Here is a 21443-nt window from a genome sequence, read left to right as displayed (position 1 = left end):
ATCGGGTTTACTTAACGGATCACCAGAAACAGCGATACATTATCCCTGATGATTTTCAGCAGGACTGATGAGCGGTCATGACTCAGCGCCCGACGCAGGGTTTCAATATCGTGCAGTGCGATCCGGTTAGCACTGACTAAAATATCGTCCGGACGAAGACCATTGTAGGCTGCGGGGGAGTTGGGCTTCACTGCGGATACCACGACACCGCCTTCGGGATTGTTTTCAAACTGGGCGCCTTCCAGCAGCGGATGGAGACTTTTTCCGCTGTAGGACAGGTCTTCCCGGGCGACCACTTTGACGCCGATCTTCAGTGTTTTGTTCTGCCGCAGAATGTCCAGCCTGAGCATATCCCCGATTGCGGACATCGATATCTGGCTGCGGAAATGGGCAGATGACCCGGTTTTGGTGCCGTTGATCCGGGTTATGATGTCCCCCGGTTCGACACCGGCAGCAGCGGCAGGTGAGTGCTCATCTACCTGAGTGATCAGGACCCCCTGTTGACCATTTTTGAGATTAAACGCTTCCGATAGTTGCGGTGTAATATCCTGAACGGCAAGACCAATATCGCCGCGCTTTACCTCGCCATAGGCGAGTAACTGTCGCATACTGGCGTTGACCATATTGGCCGGAATTGCGAAGCCGATGCCGACATTGCCTCCTGCGGGAGCGATAATGGCGGTATTGATCCCCACCAGCTCTCCCCTCAGGTTGACCAGCGCTCCGCCAGAGTTGCCCGGATTGATTGATGCGTCGGTCTGAATAAAGTTTTCATACCCTTCGATACCCAGGCCGCTGCGACCAATGGCACTGACAATGCCGGTTGTGACGGTCTGTCCCAGCCCGAAAGGGTTGCCGATAGCGACTACGAAATCGCCGACCCGTACCGCAGATGAATCGGCAATACTCACCTCTGAGAGGTGTTCTGCCTCAATTCTCAACATGGCGATATCCAGTTCCGGGTCGGTACCGATGACCTCAGCGGCAAAACTTCGGCCATCAATCAGACTCACCTGCACCTCATCCGCACCTTTGATTACATGGTAATTGGTGATCACAACGCCTTCACTGGCATTGACGATGACTCCGGAACCGGCACTTTGTTGCTGCCTTTCCGGCTGCTGATACTGTTTAAACTGAGCATCCGGGAAATTAAAAAAACGGCGGAAAAAGGGATCGTTCAGTAGTGGATTGTAACGGTTCACCTGGGTGGAGTAGGTGGCGATATTGACAACTGCCGGATTGATCTTTTCCAGCATCGGCGCAAGGGATGGCAGCGGACCCTGGTCAGGCAGGCTTACCGGCAGGCCGGCTGATGCAGTCTGGCTGCAGATCAGGCAGCTTAGTAACAGGATGATCGCAGTTAACTGATTTGCCATGGAGAATATCCGTTGGTTGTGATCATGAATGGCTCAGCTTTCCGGTAGAAAGCTGAGCCGGGTTATCTGTCAGTGTGCCTGGTCTATCGTTTCAGGCTGATGATTCAGCGATTGCGGCGGAGCATCACTGGTATCACTGATCGGTATCTCTTTTGGCTTCATCGCCTCGGGAATCTCCTTAACCAGAGAGATTTTCAACAGACCATTTTCCATTTCTGCGCCGCTCACCTCAATATGCTCGGCAAGGTCAAATTTTCGCTCGAAGGTGCGGTGTGCTATCCCCTGGTAGAGATATTTTCGGTTCTCGTCTTCGGGTTTTGATCCTTTAATGATCAACAGATCACGATCAACTGTGATATCAATATCTGATTTTTCAAAGCCCGCTACCGCCAGCGAGATAACGTATCTGTTCTCGTCAAGCGCCTCAATATTGTATGGCGGATAGCCGGATGACACGGTGTTGCTGCTCAGAGCGCTATCCAGAAGTGAGGCGAGCCGGTCAAAGCCGATGCTGTTGCGATAGAGAGGAGTAAGATCAATTGTGTTCATAAGATATCCTCCGTCAGAAGCGATATAAAATAAATCAACATAGTGTCCGGACGGCCCTCCATGAGAAGCGACCCTCCGGTATTGTTTAAAATTGGGATCAGCAGGAAAATTTTCAAGTCTTTTTAAGCGGATGACCGCGAAAACCTGCTGCTTGCTTTTCGCCCTGCGTCTGCACCGCTATAATACGCCGACTCAATACTCTCAGCGTTTAGGATTCCCGCTCTATGACAACCCTGACCATCCGTACCCCCGATGACTGGCACCTGCATTTCCGTGATGGCGATATGCTGGCGGAAACCGTTCCGGCCACAGCCCGCTGTTTTCAGCGCGCCATTGTGATGCCAAACCTGGTGCCGCCGGTGGTGAATGCACAGATGGCGCAGGCCTACAGGACCCGCATCGAAGCAGCCCGTCCATCAGGTTCAACATTTGAACCGCTGATGACCCTGTATCTGACTAACGCGACCTCCGGTGAGGATATTATTCAGGCGAAAGCAGCGGGAGTAGTTGCTGCCAAGCTCTATCCGGCGGGCGCGACGACCAACTCGGCAGCAGCGGTGACCGATCTGGAGGCTATGTATCCGGTGTTTGAGGTGATGGCTGAGCAGGGGATGCCCCTGTTGGTGCATGGTGAGGTCACCGATCACCATATTGATATTTTTGATCGGGAAAAAGAGTTTATTGATCAGAAGATGAGTAAAATCGTGGCGCGTTTCCCGCAGTTGAAAGTGGTTTTTGAGCATATTACCACTGCTGATGCGGCGCACTTTGTGCTAGACGCGTCTGACAATGTCGCAGCCACCATTACCCCGCAACATCTGTTGTTAAACCGTAATGACCTGCTGGTGGGAGGGGTGCGTCCCCATAATTTCTGCCTGCCGGTACTGAAACGCAATACCCATCAGGCGGTTCTGCGGCAAATGGTGCAGTCAGGTTCACCCAAATTCTTCCTCGGAACGGATTCTGCACCCCACGCCAAAGAGGCGAAAGAGAACGCCTGTGGCTGTGCCGGGTGTTACAGTGCCTGGAGTGCTATTGAACTCTATGCTCATGTGTTTGAAGAGCTGGGAGTACTGGAGAAGCTGGAAGGGTTTGCCAGTAACTTTGGTGCCGATTTCTACGGCTTGCCGCGCAATGAGGGTACCATCACCCTGATACGTGAAGAGTGGACTCTGCCGGAAGAGATTACCCTGCCGGATGGTCGCCCAATCGTGCCATTCTTTGCCGGCCAGAAGGTCCGTTGGAAGTTGCAGGCATAAGCAAGCAGTCGAGGCCCGGAGCTATCCGGGCTTTTTTATATCATCCCGGCAGTGTCATAATTAACGCTATGAAACGAAACATATTGATTATCTATGCGGGCGGCACTATCGGAATGCAGGCCTCTGAAAAGGGTTATGTACCGGTGGCCGGCTTTGAACAGCGCTTGCGGGCACAGCTGCGCCGCACCACCGGCGCATCTGAGTTACCGGCGTTTGAGGTGCTGGAGTTGGAACAGCTGATCGACAGCGCCAACCTGCAACCGCACCACTGGACCGAGCTTGGCGGTATCATTACCGCGCACTGGCAGCAGTACGATGGTTTTTTATTGCTGCACGGCACAGATACCATGGCATATACCGCATCGATGTTGTCGTTTATGTTGCAGGGCATGGACAAGCCGGTGATCGTCACCGGGTCGCAGATTCCCCTGGCACAGTTGCGTAACGATGCGCTGGATAATCTGCTGTCATCGCTGATGTTTGCCGCAGGCGATGCTATTCCAGAGGTTTGTATCTGCTTTAATGGACGCCTGCTGCGAGGCAATCGCGCCAGCAAGCTGAAAAGCAGCGCGTTAGATGCCTTTGACTCGCCAAACTTCGGCTGGCTGGGACAGGCGGGCATCGATATCGAACTGCATACCGAGCTGCTGCTACAGAGCGGCACGGCTGATTTTAAAATTCCCGACTTTAATCCGGACGCGGTGGTGATATTGCCGGTCTATCCGGGTATCTCCGCACGTATAGCCCGGGATCTGCTGAGCAACCCGGCGGTTAAAGGTGTCGTTCTGCACACTTACGGAGCGGGTAATCCACCAGATGCCAACGGCGAGTTGATGGCCGAGTTAGACAATGCCGTCCGGCGAGGCGTCACCATCGTCAATATTACTCAGTGCCTGCAGGGCCAGGTCAGTCAGGGCGCTTATGCGACCGGGGCAACACTGAACCGGATCGGTGTCATTCCCGGCAGGGATCTGACCCTGGAAGCTGCTTTTACCAAACTGCACTTTCTGCTGGCCACTCAGCCTGCAGATCGGGTTAAAGGGTTGATGATTCAGAGCCTCTGTGGCGAGATGGCGCAGTAGGTTCACAGTTTTCCCAGGCCCTTTAATACTCACTCAGTACACTGATTTTATGCTGATGGGGTAGTGATACCGCTCTGGTTTATCCATATCGGTAGTGGTCTGGCTCTCTTCCGGAGTATATCGCTCCAGCAAAACATCTGTTTAGTTTTTCGTCACATCTGATGGCATTGCCCCTGTGCTTGGCTACACTCAAAGGGGTTGCCATGGGCTATCTCCATCCGCTTTCTGCTCCTTATCCATGGCGTGCCGCTCTTTTGTGACATGTGAGAAGCCGCTGAATTAAGGCTGGCGTCAGGACAGGTGAGATCCGACAGAGTACTCCCATGAATATCAGTACCTGGATCTGTCCGGTTGATTAACGAGCGGCCCGGGTTCGTGCATACCTGTGTCCTCACAACCCATGAATGGATATGCCCGGCATTGTGGCGTATCTGAGTATTACAGGAGGTATTGAAGATGATGAGAGTGAATGCTGATAACCGGCTGATGCTGGGTTGCGTACTGCTGATCCTGTTGCTGACAGGGTGTGCTGCACAGTTAGCCCCAAAATATGACTCTGCTCTGTTTAAAGGTGTTACCCAGACCAATGTCAACATTATGGAGCTGTTTGCCGCGGTTGCCGAGGGCACAAACAGCGCAGATTGCGATAAGCGTGCAAAGACGTTTAACCGCATCATTGGTTCCGTCGATGCTCTGGCTATTCAGGCCAGTGCACGCCCTGTGCCGGACAGCTCGGTTGCTGAAAAAGTCAACGCGTTTCTTGAGTCTAAAGGCGTTGCTGCCATGAGTGGTGGGAAAGCCCCCAGCTCATACTCTCTTGAGCATGTCTCCAGGGTGTTGACGAAGATGAAGCAGGTTGATTGCGCTTCGGGGCTGAAGCCCGGGGCAGTGGCAGCATTCAAAAATGATGTGGTGGTGTCAATGGATCAGGTCATTACCTATGAATCCTTTCTTGAAAGATAGGGGAGATGATAATGTCTATAAATACTGATCAACTGGTTGAAGATATGAAGAGTGCCGCCTCACAGGTGATTAATCAGGATGTGACGGTGTTGCGCGGGTTTTCTGAACGACAGCTAAAAGCACTGGCCAAACAGGCTCAGTTAATTGCCGCTGGCGTTATTTCCGGAGATATTGATGCCGACCTGCAGGATTTCTTTCTCGATTCCCTCGAGGATATGGCACTCAATTTTGCTAAAACCCTGCGCGGGTTACTGATGGTGACCATCGAGAAAGTCTGGAATGCGGTTGTCGGTGTTTTATGGAATGCGATCGGTTCAGCAACCGGCCTGGACCTGTCGACACCCCCGGGTTGAGGCGATATCGCTGATTAGTCTGTGGTGAGATCGTTGGCCGGGCTGTTTCCAATCGCGTAACTGGCTTTACCGCTGTTTTTGACACGGTACATGGCCTTATCGGCAACTTTGATAAGTTGTTCCAGAGTCTTGCCATGTTCGGGAAAGAGGGCGATACCAATACTGGCACTGACGCGCACCTGAGTGGGGATGGCTGCAGAGTCTTTCAGGCTGATCTTCCCTTCCAGGCGATGGATAATCTTTTCTGCTACCGTCGTGACACTGTTTTCATCGTGTATATCATCCACCAGAATGATAAATTCATCGCCGCCGATACGGGCGATCTGATCGGCATCCCGTAATACTCCGGATAATCGCTGGGCTATCTCCCGCAACACCTGGTCGCCGGTATCGTGGCCCCAGCTATCATTGATGGCTTTAAAACCATCGAGATCGATAAACATCACTGCCAGCTGTTGTCTGCTTCGTTCCGCTCTGGCCAGATAGTTGGGCGCATGCTGCATCAGAAAATTAAGCGAGGGCAGGCCGCTCACCGCATCGTAATGGGCCATTTTTCGAAGCTCTTCCTGGGCTTCATGGGCTTCATTGAGCGCTTCATACAGTGGTGTCACATCATATTCCGCCATCAGAATCAAAAAATCGCCGCTCAGGGGGTGACGGGTAATACGAATATCGAGAGTGTGCTGACGTAAGCCTGCACTGGTATGCATCAGATGGGTCCAGCGTCCCCCTTTTTCACTGATCGCTTGCTGCAGCAGGGATTCACCCTCTGCAGGGGTGGCGAAACGGGCACTGAAGGCTGACCGCTGGTCAGATATCTGTTTAGGATCGATGTGGTTATAGGCTTCCGTGGCGGCTGGGTTTTCGATCACGATCTCCCCCTCAAAGGTGAAACTGGTGACCATCACGGTGGTATAGCGCATCGCCTCAACCAGCAGCAGGTTTTCCGGTGTTTCTCCCAGATTAACCTCTTCGTTGATATAGGCAATAATCGCCCGGTGACGCTCAGGACCGACCAGCACGGCGCGGTGTTTCATATAAAGTGTTTTGGGTTTGCCGTCAGGATAGGTGGTCCAGGGGTCAATCGTCAGGCCATTTTTGGCTGCCAGCTCAAAGGTCTGAACGGTCCGGTCCCGGGCGCCCTGGGTGTCACCGGACAGATCCTTGTTGATCAGTTCATCCAGTTGACTGAGTCCCCAGAATTTCAGGGCGGGCTGGTTGCCCCACCACCATCCGTGCTTATCCAGATCAAAGATCCAGACGACATCGGGTATCAGCTCATAAAGCTCCAGTTCGTCATGGCTTTTTATATGGATAAGGTGCTTGTAATCGTCTTTCATCAGTTGTTTCGGTCTGCCTCTCTGAAACGCTTGGGTTAGCAAATGCCTGAGTAATAAAACTGGAGGGAACGCCCGATAAGTGTTGAGCCTAAACAGGCGAACGTTAAGCGCTTTACCAAGTCTGATTATGGCACTGTTCAGTTGATTGCGTAGGGTGGGCTGATGATTTTTATACCCGAAATAGTAACTGTTGTTACCATGGTTCAGCGCTAATCAGGGAATAAGAGAGGTTGAGAACGGACTTCGTCAGCGGCGTAAAATCGAGTACACTAGGCTGCAATTTTACAGCGGATATTGATTCATGCGAACAGCAATTCCTTCAGCTATTGTTTCATCAGCACTCATCGAGGCAGGCCGCTGGATCGACGCTCAGGGCTGGTGTCCTGCGACCGGTGGTAATTTCTCTGCGAGGCTATCTGATGATCAGGCGCTGGTGACCGCGTCAGGACGGCATAAAGGGCGGTTGACGGATGAAGATCTGCTCACGGTGGATCTCGATGGTCAGCCGCTTGAAAGCAAACTTAAGCCCTCGGCAGAAACGCTGCTGCATACCCGGTTGTATCAGCTCAATTCCGCCATCGGCGCGGTGCTGCATACCCACTCGGTCGCCTCTACGGTGCTGTCACGATTAGAGAGAGACGACTGGCTTACTCTTTGTGGTTATGAGATGCAAAAATCACTGTCCGGAAATCAGAGCCATGAAGCGACGATACAGCTGGCGGTGTTTGATAATACCCAGGATATGCAGGCGCTGGCAGAGCAGTTAGCCCTGCGCTGGCAGCAAGCGCCACTGAACTGGGGATTTCTGGTACGGGGTCATGGCCTTTATGCCTGGGGACACGATGTGAATGAGGCCCGACGTCACCTGGAGGGACTGGAGTTCCTGTTTGCCTGTGAGCTGGAGATGCGCCGCCTGCGTCCCTAAAAAAGTGCTGAATCAAGAGTGTATAAAGGGTAACTCATGACGATTAAAGCGATTCTGACCGATATTGAAGGCACCACAACTGATATCAATTTTGTTCATAAGGTGCTGTTTCCCTATGCCTATGATCATCTGGCAGGTTATCTTCGTGGCCATGAACAGGATGAGATTGTACAGTCAGTCCTGGAGGATGCCCGGGCGGAACTGGGCCAGCCAGAGGCAGATCTGGAAACACTGATCCGCGCATTTCTTGGCTGGATAGAGCAGGATAAAAAAGTAACTGCGTTGAAAACCCTGCAGGGACTGATCTGGGTCGCCGGCTATGAACAGCAGGATTTTACCGGCCACCTGTATGATGATGCTTATGAGTATCTGCAAAAGTGGCAGCAGCAGGGGCTGAAGCTGTATGTCTTTTCATCGGGTTCGGTTAAAGCGCAGAAGCTGTTATTCGGTTACAGTGATTTTGGTGATCTGACGCCGTTGTTCGGTGGTTACTATGATACAACCACCGGTCATAAGCGCGAAGCGACCGCCTATCGGGCAATCGCCGCCGATATCGGTTTGCCTGCGGCTGAGATTCTTTTTCTGTCTGATATCAAAGAAGAGCTGGATGCGGCGCGCGAAGCGGGAATGGCAACAACGCTGTTAGCCCGGGATCAGCTTCCGGCACAGAGCGATCATACGGTGGTTCAGACTTTTCAGCAGATAACGCTGACGAATATTTAACTGAGGACTAAGCAGTGAGTGAATTAACAATATACTCTGATGATAATGCCCAACCAGTATACTCCAGCACGGATGGTGCAGAGATCGGTACTAAACTGGCTGACATCGGTGTCCGTTTTGAGCGCTGGGAAGCGGGGCAGGCGATCGATGCCAACAGTAGTGCTGCGGATATCCTCGCGGCTTACGATGCTGAAATTCAGCGTCTGAAAGATGAACAGGGTTATATCACTGTTGATACCATCAGTCTGGCCAGCGACAACCCGGCTAAGGATGAACTGCGGCAGAAGTTTCTCAGCGAACATACCCACAGCGAAGATGAAGTGCGTTTCTTTGTCCGTGGGGAGGGGATGTTCTACCTCCATGTTGCCGAAAAAGTGTATAAGGTTCTCTGCTGCAAAGATGACCTGATCTCCGTACCCGCCAATACCACCCACTGGTTTGATATGGGGCCGCAACCGGACTTTACCGCGATCCGCCTGTTCAATAACCCTGAAGGTTGGGTAGCCAACTATACCGGTAGTACCATTGCTGATCAGTTTCCTAAGTTTGAGGCCTGAGGCGTCAGTTGGACTATCAGCCTCTCTGAATTTCACATCTCGGTGCTTTATCCTGAGACGAAGTGCCTGATTTCAGGCTCTTCTCTCACAGCGTCTTCAATACCCCAGCGGCGATCTGTTCCTGGCTGTAAACCCCGGTATCTAGAATCCAGCCGGTGACCAGCGCTGCGGGGGTAACATCGAAGGCTGGGTTATAGACCGGGGTATTATCCGGGGCCCAGTTCACCTCGCCAAAACTGCCACTGACACCCTGTACTTCAGCCGGGCTGCGTTGTTCTATGGGAATCGCTTTACCATCGGGGCATTCGGGATCAACGGTGGTGTAGGGGGCAACCACATAGAACGGTACCTTATGGTGGTGGGCGATCACTGCCAGTGAGTAGGTGCCTACTTTGTTGGCAAAATCACCGTTAGCAGCGATCCGGTCAGATCCGACCAGCACCACATCGACTTTACCCTGGGCCATCAGCGTGGCTGCCATATTATCGCAAATCAGGGTGTGGGGAACGCCCAGGCGGGCCATCTCCCAGGCGGTCAGGCGCCCCCCCTGCAGCAGGGGACGGGTTTCATCCACCCAGACATGCAGCTGCTTGCCTTGTTGTTTCACCTCACCGATAACGCCGATAGCGGTGCCCACGCCAGCCGTGGCCAGGCTTCCGGTGTTACAATGGGTGAGAATATTGGCGCCGTCGAAAATCAGCTCTGCCCCAAAGCCTGCCATGCGGTTGCACAGATCAACGTCCTCTTCGAAGAGCTGCTCGGCACACCGGCTTAAGCCAGCCGGGCCTTCGTTTTCAAGTGTCGCCAGCATCCGGTCGATGCAGTTCATCAGGTTAACCGCAGTCGGTCGTGCTGCCCGCAGCCGCTCAGCCTGAGTATGCAGCTCATCTGCAGTCAGCCCCTGTTCTGACAAGTACGCCAGTAGCAGACTGGCACCAATGCCAATCAGTGGAGCACCACGAATCTGCAACTTTTTAATCATCGCAATCATGGCATCGCTGCTATCACAGGGAAGCCACTGCTCTTGGTGAGGTAACTGGTGCTGATCCAGCACGTAAAGAGCTCCGTGTTGATATTTGATACTGGTTGCGAGCAGGTCTTTCATGGAAGCTCCATCAGGAAGGTTTTCAGGCCGCCTAAGTTATCAGGAACCGAGGGCTCAGAAAAGGGGTAGGCAGAGCAGAGCAGATTTGCCACAATGCAGTCAATCCCAGCAGAGATGTGCTTTTGATACGTTCTCCCAGGACGCTCTTTTCTCGCTTTCTTTAATCGCTTTGGAATTGATAATAACAATGAGCTTCAGAAAATTTTCCTCAGATACCGATGTGATCGCTTTTGCCCGTCAACACAGCGATCTGTTTACCTCCGAAGAGTCTTTACAGGTGGAAGAGATCGGTGATGGCAATATTAATTTTGTCTACCGGGTGACCGGTGCAGCCAACAGTCTGATTATCAAACAGGCGCTGCCCTATATCCGTATTATTGGTGAGGGCTGGCCTCTGTCTCAGGACCGGGTACGGATCGAGGCGGAAGCGTTGCAGCTGGAGGCGAACCACTGTCCTGACTTAGTGCCGCAGGTATATCACTATGATGCTGAGCAGTGTGCCATTGTGATGGAGGATATCAGCGCTTTTGAAAATCTGCGTATAGCCATGGTAGAGCGAAAACAGTTGCCCTTGCTGGCGGAGCATCTGGGACGTTTTCTGGCGGATACCCTGTTTTATACCTCAGATCTTTATCTGGATACCTATGAGAAAAAATCTCTGGTACAGCGGTTTATTAACCCGGATCTGTGCAAAATTTCGGAAGAGTTATTCTTCTGGGATCCGTATTGTGATCATGAGCGTAACAGCATCAATGCCTCTCTCCGAACTGATGCGGAAAAACTGTGGCAGGATAGTGCATTAAAACTGGAAGTGGCCCGTCTGAAGATCAAGTTTCTTAATCAGGCTGAAGCGCTGTTGCACGGTGATCTGCACGCCGGATCGGTCTTCGCTAATGAACATGGCACGAAAATTATTGACCCTGAGTTTGCCTATGTTGGTCCGGCAGGCTTCGATATTGGTACTGTTATCGGTAACTATCTGTTGAATGTTGCCGGGCAGGCAAATCAGCGGGGGGAGTACGCAGAACGCAGCGACTACCAGCAGTGGTTGCTGGCAGGGATCAACACTCTGTGGCATACCTTCGAACAGCGCTTCCGGCAGCATATGTCAGTGGAAACCCGTGATCCCAGCCTGCAACTGGGAGAATATGCAGACTGGTATATCAGCGAGCTGTTGGCTGACTCTCTGGGATATGCCGGAACCGAGATGATTCGCAGAACCATCGGTCTGGCACATGTTATGGATATTGAGTCGATTGAGGATACTGAACGTCGTGCCGACTCTGAACGTCTGGCGTTGACCCTGGGGCAGATACTGATTAAAGAGCGTACGACATTGAGCAGTATTGCTGAGGTTATCGATAGAGTACGCGGTGAGCTTTACTGCCGTTAAGCGCCGCCTGATAACGTTAAGAGCCTGCTCTGATGTCAGTCAGTGCAGGCTTTTCAGGTTCTGGCCGGTGTGAACAATCATTGCACGTAGACCAGCGGCGTTGTTGTGCTCCAGAGAAATACGGTGGCCGACCTTAAACCCACCAGTAATACCAACCCCACCGTCAGAATAGAGATGCAGAACAGAAAGCCCCGTTCTTCAGGAATCTTCATAATGATCGGGACACCGGTAAACAGTAACCAGGTGCTATAGACCAGAGCCACCAATCCCACCGCAACGCAAAACCACAACATGGGATAGAGTCCGGCAAATCCAGCCAGTAACAGGGGGGTGGCCGTATAGAGCGTCAGATTCATACAGCGCTCCAGTGATGCATGACCGCCGTAGGTTTTTTCCATCCAGTGCATGGTAAAGCCCATTAAGCAGAGGGCGAAGCAGGTTGCCAGATAGAATGCGATGGCTGAGTTAAGTGCGCTGATCAGGCTCAGCTTTATCGCATCTCCCCCAGGGGTCAGACTCCAGCCGAGCTGAGTAGTACCGATAAACAGTGAAACGGCGGGTATCAATGCCAGCAATGCCAGAATCACAAGCACCTCTCCAGTGCCCCTGAGTTTTTCATCCCGTAAATGCTGCATTGCCAGGTGGGGATGATAGAAGATTTCAGACATCGATTTTATGGTCATGAGAATCACCTGCTATGTTGTGGGTGGTGCCAGATTATTACGTGTCTGAATAAAGGGTAGATCAATATCGTCAATCTGTACTGCTGTACCTGAGTAAAAACTGTATCTGGTGCCCTGCTCTGATAATTTTATATTCTCTGTAAACGACATGAGTATGGAGAGTAAGCATGAAAACAATCGGTCTGTTAGGCGGAATGAGCTGGGAGTCCACCACCAGTTATTACAAGGCAATCAACTGTGGTATCAAGGAGCAGTTAGGTGGATTACACTCCGCTAAAATGGCATTGTTCAGCGTTGATTTTGCGGAGGTTGAAACGCTGCAGCAGCAGGGTGACTGGCATCAGGCCGGGGTGATACTCGAACAGGCGGCGCGGGCGGTAGAGGCCGCCGGAGCAGATTTCTTTATGATTGGCACCAATACCATGCATAAAGTCGCGCAACAGGTGGAGGCGGCGGTGTCGATTCCATTGCTGCACATCGCCGATACCACGGCAGAGCAGTTAAAAGCAGACGGTATAGAAACGGTTGGTCTTTTGGGTACCCGCTTCACCATGGAGCAGGATTTTTATAAAGGCCGCCTGACCGCGCAACATGGTATCCGGGTGTTAGTGCCCGATGCGGCTGATCAGGCAAGTGTGCATCGCATCATTTATGATGAGCTGTGTCAGGGCCAGATCAATGACGACTCGCGTCAGGTGTACTTGAAGATAATCGCCTCGCTGGCGGAGCAGGGGGCACAGGCGGTGATTCTCGGATGTACGGAAATCGCGTTGCTGATACGCCAGTCAGACACCTCAGTACCAGTGTACGATACCACGGCTATTCACGCTGCCGCAGCGGTAGACTTAGCCCTGTCCTGAGGTGGTTAATTAGCCTAATCGGTTCCGGGCGCCACCCGTTTACAGTGCTGGCGAATCAGTTCAGTGATCTCCTTATTGAGATGTTCATAGGATGTCTGCCCGACCACTGCCTGGCTATCGACGGTCACTGTACAGTTTCTGCCACTCTCCTTGGCTGCATACATGGCGATATCAGCGCGTTTGACAGAACCTTTGATATCGCAATGGCGGCACAGTTGAGTGACACCGAAAGAGGCGGTGACAGAGTGCAGGTGACTGTGATGGCTGATACTGCTGTTTGCCAGTTGCTTGCGGATACGATCTACTACAAGCCCCGCCTGCTCCAAGCGCATATCCGGAAAGATAAACAGAAACTCTTCACCGCCATAGCGTGATACGGTGTCATGACGGCGTATAGCATCGTTGAATATTTTCGCTGTGTGACTTAGCAGCAGGTCTCCCACATCATGCCCCCAGAGATCATTCACCTGTTTAAACTGGTCGATATCGGCCATGGCAACACAGCAGTAGTAGTCATCGGCCCGTTGCATCCGGCTATATTCATTGGCCAGTACCGAGTCTACAGATCGACGGTTCATCAGCCGGGTAGTGGGATCAAACTGCTGCTTATTCAGGACTGAAAATTCAAACAGCATCATCACCATATCGAAGAACTCTTTTTGCAACTGCATGAATTTCTCAAACGCTGCAATATCAACCTCTGCGTGGTGGTTCAGCTGATAAATCAGGGTGCGGGCAGCATCGTGTAATTGCCTGTGATACTGCTCAATTCTCAGAAAAGAGCCTTGTTGAAACAGCTCATCCTGAAAGATTTTTGTCAGCCAGCGACCAAAGTGGCAGTGAAGGTGGGCATCCACCGCAATAAACTGGTTTTCCTCTAACGGTTGCCGGGCCACCAGCGCAGTGGTAATTCTCTGCATCCAGTGGCGGTGCGCTTCCAGCGATTGCTTGATATCGGCAGCGAGCTGTTCGAAATCATCATGGTGCAAACTTTCAAGTAGGTTATTCATCACGTTATCAGTCCCTGATCTGCTTGTATTGGCATGCTGGCGGCCAGTGTTAACGGGGAGCTGATCATCTGCTTTTTTCATTAGGGTGAGCCTAATGCAGTGCCAGTTGTTCAGGTATAAGCTGCTGCAGTACCTGATGCTGATAGTGTTTTGCAGAACTACTGATTTTTCCGCTTTTGCCCGTTGTGAGCCAGCGTTTAATCCGACCGGCATCTCCAACCGGTGTGCGTTTACCGTACGAGTTTAGCATGACCATTACGGTTTCTCTGCCATTAACCCGGGTCATCATGACCAGACAGCGGCCGGCTTCATTCAGATAGCCGGTTTTGGTAACGTCAATATCCCAGCTTTTGCGGTGAACCAGTACATTGGTATTGCCATAGCGCAGAGAATATCGCGGTTCACTAAAGCGGGCCGTGTAGCTTCTGGTTTTGCTATATTCGGATATCTTTGGGTAGCTGGCGGCAGCCCGCACCATAATGGCAAGGTCCGAAGCGGTTGAGACATTCGCTTCTGACAGTCCGGTTGAATCGACAAAGTGGCTATGGGTCATACCCAGTTGTCGGGCTTTACGATTCATCGCGTTAACAAACGCTTTGATACCGCCGGGATAGCTGTGTCCAAGCGCCGAGGCGGCCAGATTTTCAGAGGACATCAGGGCGATGCGTATAACATCTTTGCGGGGCAGCTCAGAGCCAATGCGGATTCGGCTATAGTAGTTATGGTTGGCCCGTTTTTGTGTTTCAGTGAACGTTATCTTCTCTGACAGGGAGAGCCCTGCGTCCAGCGTCACCATCGCCGTCATCAGTTTGGTGATGGAGGCGATCGGCAGCACCAGTTCAGCATGTTTTTTATACAGAGGGGCGCCGGTTTTGTTATCAACAACAGCGGCACTGACTGAGGCCAGCTCTATTTTTTCCGGATCGAGGTTAAGTAGACGTTGAGTCGTACTGGAAACCGCTCTGGCCTGGACTGCTACAGCCGACTGGGCCGAAACCGGTAGCGGCTGGAACGACAGAAAAACAGTGCAAATCAGTAAACACAATCGCTGTATCAGACGATTAGCCAACCACTGCGCTATTTTGGCTTCAGCGTTACGATTGTGGGACAGAGGTGTTGCTGAGATCGTTTTCAAAACAGAGCCGTAATTTTAGATTGCTATTTCAACAGTTGATTGGCCTGAGGTCCCTGTCAACATAGCCGTATAGTTGCAGACTCTATCATAGCTGGATCGCATTATCGTTGGTTTCGTTACTCATTTTATGTTTTTATGGCGGCAGATCGGGTCAGGCCAGTAAGAAGAAATATGCGCAGAAACATGATGAGTTAGAATACAGTTCCGACAGAGTAAAATGAACAGCGCTATTTCTGGAGCGAGCAAAATTTAAATGGAACAGATTATTACACTGATTCTCGATTCTGGCCGAACGGCTATGGATATGGTGTTGTATGTGTTGCTGCCGGTGATGGTGGTGATGTTGGCACTGATGAAACTGCTGGAAAGTAAAGGCGTACTCGGCTGGATCTCAAACAGACTGTCGCCGCTGGTGAAACCGTTTGGGGTACCAGGGCTGGGGATCTTTGCGATGCTGCAGATTCTGTTTGTCAGCTTCAATGCGCCGGTTGCGACTCTGGCTATTATGGATCGGGACGGTACCGCGCGGCGGGCAATTGCGGCCACTCTGGCAATCGTGCTGACCCTGTCTCAGGCCAATGTGGTCTTTCCAATGGCCGTGGTGGGGCTGGATGTGCCGGTGATTATGATAACCTCGCTGATTGGCGGGCTTATTGCGGCAGCTGCAACCTATTATCTATTCGCCCGTGATCCGAGCCTTGATGATGATTACAGCCACACTGAGCATCTGGCGCCTGAGTTGCATGAAAAAAAGAATGTGATTCAGATTTTGTCTGATGGCGGTCAGGAGGGGGTGAGGATTGTGCTCGCCTCTATACCGTTACTGATTCTGGCGCTCTGTTTCGTTAATCTATTGAAAATTACCGGCTCGATTGAGTTGCTGACGGCGCTGCTTGCTCCGGTACTGGCGCTGGTTGATCTGCCCGAATCTACCGTGTTGCCGATCGTGACTAAGTTTATTGCTGGCGGCACCGCAATGATGGGGGTGACCATTGATCTGATCAATCAGGGGGCGATGACCGCAACCGATCTGAACAGGATAGCCGGGTTTATTATCCATCCGTTTGATGTGGCCGGAGTCGCGATTCTGATGGCCGCCGGTAAGCGGGTCGCATCGATTGCCAGGGCTGCTGTGCTTGGGGCTATCGTTGGTATTCTGGTGCGGGGTGTGCTGCACCTGTTGATTTTCTGAGCAGACAGTGGGTTCAGCTTGACCCCCGGCCAGAGCAGACTTAGAGTTGACCCTATTGCTGTAATTCACAGCGCGCCTTAAAGGAACAACACACTGATGCAATACCCACCGACCAAACTACCCAAAGTTGGTACCACCATCTTTACTGAGATGTCGCAGCTGGCCGCAGAGCATGGAGCGATTAACTTGTCGCAGGGTTTCCCCGACTTTGATGGCCCGCTGGCGTTGTTGGATAGGGTAACCTATTACCTCGAGAATGGTCTCAATCAGTATGCCCCTATGGCGGGAGTGATGGCGTTACGCAATGCGATTGCGTTGAAAGTTGAGAAACTCTATGGCTGCACCGTTAACCCGGAAACGGAGGTGACGGTCACCTCCGGAGCCACAGAAGCGCTGTTTGCTGCGATCGGCGCTGTGGTGTGCCCGGGGGATGAAGTAATCGTCTTTGATCCGGCTTATGACAGCTATGAACCCGCCATTGAACTGAATGGTGGCACGGCTGTGCATCTGCCGTTGCGTGCCCCGGATTTTGCCATTGACTGGTCGCAGGTTAAGCAGGCGATTAATGACAAAACCCGCATGATTATTCTTAACAGCCCCCATAATCCAACTGGTTCTGTGTTGTCATCTTCAGACCTGGATCAGCTGCAGGCACTGGTAAAAGGTAGTGATATCCTGTTGCTCAGTGATGAGGTCTACGAACATATCTGCTTCAACGGCCCGCATCAGAGTCTGCTGCGCAGACCGGCACTGGCGGAGCGAGCCTTTGTGGTTTCATCTTTTGGTAAAACTTATCACACGACCGGTTGGAAGGTGGGCTACTGTGTTGCGCCGGCGGCGCTGACCACTGAGTTTCGCAAATTGCATCAATACCTGACATTTTGTACTGTGCATCCGATTCAACTGGCGCTGGCCGATTTTATTAATGATTACCCTGAACACTATCTTGAATTACCCGGGTTCTACCAGCAGAAGCGGGATCTGTTCTGCCAACTGATGACACCCGGTCGATTCCGTTTTACCCCGGCAAACGGCACCTATTTTCAGTTGATGGACTATTCTGATATTCAACCGGAGATGGATGATCTGACCTTTGCCCGCTGGCTCACCACCGAGGTGGGGGTTGCCGCGATTCCGGTATCGGTTTTTTACCAGTCACCGCCGGAGCAACGGTTAGTACGTTTCTGCTTTGCTAAAAGTGATGACACGCTGAGAGAGGCAGCGGAAAAACTATGCAGGATCTGACAATAACGCTGATTCAGCCCGATATGCAGTGGCAGAATCCCGCTGAAAATCGTGCTATGTATGAACAACTGATGGACCAGCACGCTGAGGGTACCGACCTGGTGTTGCTTCCGGAGATGTTTTCCACCGGATTTACTATGGACAGCCGGACCGCTGCTGAACCGATGGGCGGGGAGACCTGCCAGTGGTTGCAGCAGCAAGCCCTACAGCGGGGAATTGCGATAACTGGCAGTCTGGCCATCGAAGCGGGTAACGGTTATGTCAACAGGATGATCTTTACCTTTCCGGATGGTAGCCAGACATTCTACGACAAACGACACCTGTTCCGTATGGCGGGTGAACATGAGCGTTATCAGCCTGGCGAAAAGCGGGTGATCGTTGACTATAAAGGCTGGAGAATTTTGCTGCAGGTCTGCTATGACCTGCGTTTTCCGGTGTTTTCCCGCAACTGTAATGATTATGACCTGGCCCTCTATGTGGCCAACTGGCCATCCCCCCGCCGGCAACCCTGGCGGAAGCTGCTGCAGGCCCGTGCGATCGAAAATCTCTGTTATGTGGCCGGAGTTAACCGGGTAGGAGCGGATGCCAATGGCCACGATTACAGCGGCGATAGTCTGCTGGTGGATTTCCGGGGGGAGCTGTTGATTGATCGGGAGCCCGGAACGCCTTTCTGCGAAAGCTTCTGTTTATCCGCTGCGGAACTATCTGATTTTAAACAGAAGTTTCCGGCCTGGATGGATGCGGATAGTTTTACTATTCAGGATGGTTAGAAGCCAGTCCCCGGATCGCGCTTGATGCCGGTGCAGTGATTGTGGCCGGAGGCGTCCGCTGGAAAAGTCACCGATAATCCACTATTTCTGGCAACAGTGTAGCGCTCTGTTGTGTATTATATAGCCCTCAAGATACAGCTCCGCGGCCGTAGGCGCCGATATTTAGTTAAGGATATCTCAATTGCACCACCAGAAGGATAAGGCGATCCCATTTGCCGAGTTTGTAACCCTGATTGCGCTGCTGATCTCTCTGGCGGCACTCTCAATAGACGCGATGCTGCCGGCATTGGGGATTATTGGTAATGATCTGAATGTTGCCGATCCCAATGATAACCAACTGGTTATCGTGACTTTTTTTGTCGGTATGGCTGTCGGGCAGTTTCTCTATGGGCCGTTATCGGACTCATTTGGCCGCAAATCAGTGATTTTATTTGGCCTGGTGATCTTTGCTGCCGGAACGCTGTTATCGGTCACCGCGGATAGTTTTCAGCAGATGTTGCTGGGTCGGGTGCTGCAGGGCTTTGGTCTGGCCGGACCCCGGGTTGTGTCGGTCGCGCTGGTCAGGGATCTGTACGCCGGTAGGGCAATGGCGCGGGTGATGTCGTTTGTTATGACGGTGTTTATTCTGGTGCCGATGATGGCGCCAGCCCTGGGACAACTGGTTTTGTATTATGCCGATTGGCGAATGATCTTTATCGGTTTGTTGTCCGCCGCTATCGTGTTGAGTGTGTGGCTAATGATACGGATGCCGGAAACGCTGGCAGAGGTAAATCGTCGCTCATTTGCTGCAGGGATTTTATGGCGTGGCTTTAAAGAGGTGGTCAGCCATCGCGTCGCGATGGGGTTTACCCTGGTAACAGGACTGGTGTTTGGTGCCTTTATTGGTTATCTCAATCTGTCGCAGCCGGTATTGCAGGATCAGTATGCACTGGGAACACAGTTTCCTCTCTACTTTGGTTGCCTGGCGGGCGCCATCGGTCTGGCTTCGCTGATGAATGCCCGCCTCGTAGGACGCTATGGTATGTGGCGGCTGATTATTCTCTCGCTGATCAGTATTACTCTGCTATCACTGATCTACCTGCCTGTGGTGATATTTTACACCGGGCATCCGCCTTTGCAGACCCTGGTGATCTACCTTTTTCTGGTGTTCTTCGCTGTCGGACTCCTGTTCGGCAACCTCAATTCGATGGCGATGGAACCTCTGGGGCATCTGGCGGGTATCGGCGCAGGCCTGGTGAGTGCTTTATCGACCCTGCTGAGTATTGTGTTCAGTCTGATCATTGGTCAGCTCTACAACCAGACTATCTACCCATTGGTCGGTGGTTTTCTGGTGTTGATCAGTATTGCGCTGCTGATCTGTTATTGCCTGCATCGATATGCCGACGTGGGCCACTAGCCCGGAATATCTGGAGTCCTTGTTGATGTACCCTTCGCTGGCAGTGGGATGATGTGAACTATAAATAGATCGGTTTCATTTTAATCCAAAGCCCGTTACTCTGATGGGCTTTTTTGTATCAGCCACAGATCTACCGATCACGGTTGGGGATCAGCAAGTTGAACTATACTTGATACATTCATAGCGGCCGACAGGCCGGGAGGTATGAAATGAGACGTTTAACTTTTCTGACGCCGGATCTGGCTCATGCTGAACTTGTGGTTGAGGAGTTACGGCAACTGGGGATCGGTGATGAAGCGATGCATCTGGTTGCCAGCGATCACTCAATATTGCAAAAAGCCCATCTGCACGAAGCCACCGACATGGAAACGTCGGAAGTGGAAAATGATTTTAACTGGGGCATCGTTGCTGGCGGCGTAATAGGGCTGGTAGCCGGTATATTTGCCTACGGCTCCACTATTTTTGGGTTTGAATTTGGCAGTATTGCCCTGTTAGTCATTACGATCTTCTGTTCTTTCTGTGGCGGGCTGGTTGGTAAAGCGATTGGGGAGAGCACACCAAACTCCGATCTTGAAAAATACCGCCATGCGATCGAGGCAGGGCAGATTCTGATGATCGTCGATGTTGCCGTGGAGTTGCTGCCGGATGTCTATAAGAAGGTTCGTATGCATTGCCCCAAAGCACTGATAGAGAGCAGCCATGTTTTTCACGATCATCCGCTTGCGGCGTAAAGGATCTGATCAACAAACGCTATGGATAGCTGGGGTGACCCAGGCGGATGAGGTGTCGTTGAAACAGCAGGAGGCCTGATTCAGGTTTTGGATTGCTGATCTCATCTTTCGCACACAGAGATCAAGCCATAAAAATGAACCGGGTGCCTGCATGCTGCACAGAGAGATCAGGGGTGTGTAAAATATTGTCGATAGCGTGGATGAGTGTCATTAAAGATGATAATCCTTTATAATTGCTGTAATTAAAATTGTTAAGAATGTAAATAATTTAATGGCTAATCTAAATTCATCGGAAGATATCGATTACGGAATCCTTGATACTCTTGTTGGTTATAAACTGCGAAGAGCTCAGGTGAATATTTTTAATGACTTTTCTGAGCACTGTTCCCGGTTTGGCATTACGCCGGGTTTATTTGGCGTTCTGTCTATCGTCGAGCGAAATCCGGGGTTAACCCAGACCGCTATAGCGAATGCGCTGGGCAATGACCGTTCGGCTATGGTCAGTGTGGTTGATCGTCTTGAAAGCATGAATATTGTCGAGCGTAAGCCTTCAGCATCTGATCGCCGTTCACATGCGCTGTTTCTGACGCCCCATGGGGAGATTTTCTATAAGGAACTGGTGGCTGAAGTACTGAAACATGAAGCCAGCTTTACCAGTCTGTTGAATGAGGGTGAGAAGCCTTTAATTATCGACATGCTGGATCGTATAGCAAACCATAAACCTGCTAAACAATAGCAACAGTCAGTTTCACGTTTAATAGCCACAAAAAAGCCCGCTTGCGATCTCTGTATC

Annotated in this window: 22 protein-coding genes; 15 read left to right on the top strand and 7 right to left on the bottom strand. The window is 51.7% G+C overall.

Annotation, left to right across the window (positions count from 1 at the left end; all coding sequences use genetic code 11):
* Positions 1-11: 11 nt before the first annotated feature.
* Positions 12-1379 (bottom strand): Do family serine endopeptidase, encoded by a 1368-nt coding sequence (locus tag BMY09_RS17295; protein ID WP_091360742.1) that lies wholly within the window; start codon positions 1377-1379, stop codon positions 12-14.
* Positions 1380-1448: 69 nt separating this feature from the next.
* Entirely contained in the window at positions 1449-1928 is a 480-nt protein-coding gene (locus BMY09_RS17290; RefSeq protein WP_091360740.1) for an Hsp20 family protein, read from the bottom strand.
* Positions 1929-2152: 224 nt separating this feature from the next.
* On the opposite strand from BMY09_RS17290, the gene pyrC reads away from it, so the two are divergent.
* The 4 genes from pyrC (at position 2153) to BMY09_RS17270 (ending at position 5585) form a co-directional block, all read left to right on the top strand.
* Positions 2153-3187, top strand: coding sequence for a dihydroorotase (gene pyrC / locus BMY09_RS17285; protein ID WP_091360738.1), 1035 nt, complete (start codon positions 2153-2155; stop codon positions 3185-3187).
* 68 nt (positions 3188-3255) lie between these two features.
* The gene (gene ansA / locus BMY09_RS17280; RefSeq protein ID WP_091360736.1) at positions 3256-4269 is read left to right on the top strand and encodes an asparaginase; all 1014 of its coding nucleotides are present in this window, start codon (positions 3256-3258) and stop codon (positions 4267-4269) included.
* Between the two features lie 456 nt (positions 4270-4725).
* Positions 4726-5232 (top strand): hypothetical protein, encoded by a 507-nt coding sequence (locus BMY09_RS17275; protein WP_091360735.1) that lies wholly within the window; start codon positions 4726-4728, stop codon positions 5230-5232.
* An 11-nt stretch (positions 5233-5243) separates the two neighbouring features.
* Positions 5244-5585, top strand: coding sequence for a hypothetical protein (locus BMY09_RS17270; RefSeq protein ID WP_205213943.1), 342 nt, complete (start codon positions 5244-5246; stop codon positions 5583-5585).
* 14 nt (positions 5586-5599) lie between these two features.
* Here BMY09_RS17270 and BMY09_RS17265 read toward each other — a convergent pair whose 3' ends face one another.
* Complete coding sequence (locus BMY09_RS17265) at positions 5600-6925, bottom strand: GGDEF domain-containing protein (RefSeq protein WP_091360732.1); 1326 nt, start codon at positions 6923-6925, stop codon at positions 5600-5602.
* A gap of 301 nt (positions 6926-7226) precedes the next feature.
* On the opposite strand from BMY09_RS17265, the gene BMY09_RS17260 reads away from it, so the two are divergent.
* From BMY09_RS17260 to BMY09_RS17250, 3 genes are read left to right on the top strand one after another with little or no spacing between them, the layout of a single operon-like run.
* Positions 7227-7850: a methylthioribulose 1-phosphate dehydratase gene (locus BMY09_RS17260; RefSeq protein ID WP_091360730.1), complete on the top strand. Its 624-nt coding sequence runs from the start codon at positions 7227-7229 to the stop codon at positions 7848-7850.
* Positions 7851-7886: 36 nt separating this feature from the next.
* A complete protein-coding gene (gene mtnC / locus BMY09_RS17255) occupies positions 7887-8573 on the top strand; it encodes an acireductone synthase (RefSeq protein WP_091360729.1) in 687 nt (228 codons plus the stop codon).
* A gap of 14 nt (positions 8574-8587) precedes the next feature.
* Positions 8588-9130, top strand: a complete 543-nt coding sequence (locus tag BMY09_RS17250) for a 1,2-dihydroxy-3-keto-5-methylthiopentene dioxygenase (protein WP_091360727.1) — start codon at positions 8588-8590, stop codon at positions 9128-9130.
* 85 nt (positions 9131-9215) lie between these two features.
* Here the strand turns inward: BMY09_RS17250 and mtnA are convergent, their stop codons facing one another.
* The gene (gene mtnA, locus BMY09_RS17245) at positions 9216-10235 is read right to left on the bottom strand and encodes an S-methyl-5-thioribose-1-phosphate isomerase (RefSeq protein ID WP_091360726.1); all 1020 of its coding nucleotides are present in this window, start codon (positions 10233-10235) and stop codon (positions 9216-9218) included.
* A gap of 187 nt (positions 10236-10422) precedes the next feature.
* On the opposite strand from mtnA, the gene mtnK reads away from it, so the two are divergent.
* On the top strand, positions 10423-11628 hold the full coding sequence (gene mtnK / locus BMY09_RS17240; RefSeq protein WP_091360724.1) for an S-methyl-5-thioribose kinase: 1206 nt from the start codon (positions 10423-10425) through the stop codon (positions 11626-11628).
* Between the two features lie 77 nt (positions 11629-11705).
* On the opposite strand, the gene BMY09_RS17235 is transcribed toward mtnK, so the two are convergent.
* Positions 11706-12311, bottom strand: a complete 606-nt coding sequence (locus BMY09_RS17235; RefSeq protein WP_091360722.1) for a Yip1 family protein — start codon at positions 12309-12311, stop codon at positions 11706-11708.
* A gap of 167 nt (positions 12312-12478) precedes the next feature.
* Between BMY09_RS17235 and BMY09_RS17230 the strand changes: the two genes are divergently transcribed.
* Positions 12479-13171, top strand: coding sequence for an aspartate/glutamate racemase family protein (locus BMY09_RS17230; protein ID WP_091360721.1), 693 nt, complete (start codon positions 12479-12481; stop codon positions 13169-13171).
* Positions 13172-13185: 14 nt separating this feature from the next.
* Here BMY09_RS17230 and BMY09_RS17225 read toward each other — a convergent pair whose 3' ends face one another.
* Together BMY09_RS17225 and pbpG are read right to left on the bottom strand one after the other, a co-directional pair.
* Positions 13186-14181: a diguanylate cyclase gene (locus tag BMY09_RS17225; RefSeq protein WP_175483581.1), complete on the bottom strand. Its 996-nt coding sequence runs from the start codon at positions 14179-14181 to the stop codon at positions 13186-13188.
* Positions 14182-14272: 91 nt separating this feature from the next.
* Positions 14273-15316, bottom strand: a complete 1044-nt coding sequence (pbpG, locus tag BMY09_RS17220) for a D-alanyl-D-alanine endopeptidase (protein WP_245756620.1) — start codon at positions 15314-15316, stop codon at positions 14273-14275.
* Between the two features lie 253 nt (positions 15317-15569).
* Between pbpG and BMY09_RS17215 the strand changes: the two genes are divergently transcribed.
* From BMY09_RS17215 to BMY09_RS17190, 6 genes are all read left to right on the top strand, one after another.
* Positions 15570-16508 carry a nucleoside recognition domain-containing protein gene (locus BMY09_RS17215; protein WP_091360717.1) on the top strand — a complete coding sequence of 313 codons (939 nt, stop codon included), beginning with the start codon at positions 15570-15572 and terminating at the stop codon, positions 16506-16508.
* Positions 16509-16604: 96 nt separating this feature from the next.
* Entirely contained in the window at positions 16605-17753 is a 1149-nt protein-coding gene (locus tag BMY09_RS17210) for a pyridoxal phosphate-dependent aminotransferase (protein WP_091360715.1), read from the top strand.
* Positions 17741-18523 (top strand): amidohydrolase, encoded by a 783-nt coding sequence (locus BMY09_RS17205; RefSeq protein WP_091360713.1) that lies wholly within the window; start codon positions 17741-17743, stop codon positions 18521-18523. The genes BMY09_RS17210 and BMY09_RS17205 overlap by 13 nt, the downstream gene beginning before the upstream one ends.
* Before the next feature lie 181 nt (positions 18524-18704).
* Positions 18705-19919 carry a multidrug effflux MFS transporter gene (locus tag BMY09_RS17200; RefSeq protein ID WP_091360711.1) on the top strand — a complete coding sequence of 405 codons (1215 nt, stop codon included), beginning with the start codon at positions 18705-18707 and terminating at the stop codon, positions 19917-19919.
* 209 nt (positions 19920-20128) lie between these two features.
* Positions 20129-20650, top strand: a complete 522-nt coding sequence (locus BMY09_RS17195) for a hypothetical protein (RefSeq protein ID WP_091360710.1) — start codon at positions 20129-20131, stop codon at positions 20648-20650.
* Between the two features lie 271 nt (positions 20651-20921).
* The gene (locus tag BMY09_RS17190) at positions 20922-21386 is read left to right on the top strand and encodes a MarR family winged helix-turn-helix transcriptional regulator (protein WP_091360708.1); all 465 of its coding nucleotides are present in this window, start codon (positions 20922-20924) and stop codon (positions 21384-21386) included.
* The last annotated feature ends 57 nt before the right edge of the window (positions 21387-21443 follow it).

This window comes from Amphritea atlantica, from assembly GCF_900111095.1.
Lineage (GTDB): Bacteria > Pseudomonadota > Gammaproteobacteria > Pseudomonadales > Balneatricaceae > Amphritea > Amphritea atlantica.
This window is presented reverse-complemented; position numbering and strand designations above follow the sequence as displayed.

Coding starts and splice junctions, on each gene's coding strand:
- BMY09_RS17260 (WP_091360730.1), top strand. CDS start 7,227: ATGCGAACAGCAATTCCTTCAGCTATTGTTTCATCAGCACTCATCGAG.
- BMY09_RS17205 (WP_091360713.1), top strand. CDS start 17,741: ATGCAGGATCTGACAATAACGCTGATTCAGCCCGATATGCAGTGGCAG.
- BMY09_RS17190 (WP_091360708.1), top strand. CDS start 20,922: ATGGCTAATCTAAATTCATCGGAAGATATCGATTACGGAATCCTTGAT.
- BMY09_RS17265 (WP_091360732.1), bottom strand. CDS start 6,925: ATGAAAGACGATTACAAGCACCTTATCCATATAAAAAGCCATGACGAA.
- BMY09_RS17270 (WP_205213943.1), top strand. CDS start 5,244: ATGTCTATAAATACTGATCAACTGGTTGAAGATATGAAGAGTGCCGCC.
- BMY09_RS17295 (WP_091360742.1), bottom strand. CDS start 1,379: ATGGCAAATCAGTTAACTGCGATCATCCTGTTACTAAGCTGCCTGATC.
- BMY09_RS17230 (WP_091360721.1), top strand. CDS start 12,479: ATGAAAACAATCGGTCTGTTAGGCGGAATGAGCTGGGAGTCCACCACC.
- BMY09_RS17275 (WP_091360735.1), top strand. CDS start 4,726: ATGATGAGAGTGAATGCTGATAACCGGCTGATGCTGGGTTGCGTACTG.
- BMY09_RS17225 (WP_175483581.1), bottom strand. CDS start 14,181: ATGAATAACCTACTTGAAAGTTTGCACCATGATGATTTCGAACAGCTC.
- pyrC (WP_091360738.1), top strand. CDS start 2,153: ATGACAACCCTGACCATCCGTACCCCCGATGACTGGCACCTGCATTTC.
- BMY09_RS17290 (WP_091360740.1), bottom strand. CDS start 1,928: ATGAACACAATTGATCTTACTCCTCTCTATCGCAACAGCATCGGCTTT.
- BMY09_RS17235 (WP_091360722.1), bottom strand. CDS start 12,311: ATGACCATAAAATCGATGTCTGAAATCTTCTATCATCCCCACCTGGCA.
- ansA (WP_091360736.1), top strand. CDS start 3,256: ATGAAACGAAACATATTGATTATCTATGCGGGCGGCACTATCGGAATG.
- BMY09_RS17215 (WP_091360717.1), top strand. CDS start 15,570: ATGGAACAGATTATTACACTGATTCTCGATTCTGGCCGAACGGCTATG.
- mtnA (WP_091360726.1), bottom strand. CDS start 10,235: ATGAAAGACCTGCTCGCAACCAGTATCAAATATCAACACGGAGCTCTT.
- mtnK (WP_091360724.1), top strand. CDS start 10,423: ATGAGCTTCAGAAAATTTTCCTCAGATACCGATGTGATCGCTTTTGCC.
- BMY09_RS17210 (WP_091360715.1), top strand. CDS start 16,605: ATGCAATACCCACCGACCAAACTACCCAAAGTTGGTACCACCATCTTT.
- mtnC (WP_091360729.1), top strand. CDS start 7,887: ATGACGATTAAAGCGATTCTGACCGATATTGAAGGCACCACAACTGAT.
- BMY09_RS17195 (WP_091360710.1), top strand. CDS start 20,129: ATGAGACGTTTAACTTTTCTGACGCCGGATCTGGCTCATGCTGAACTT.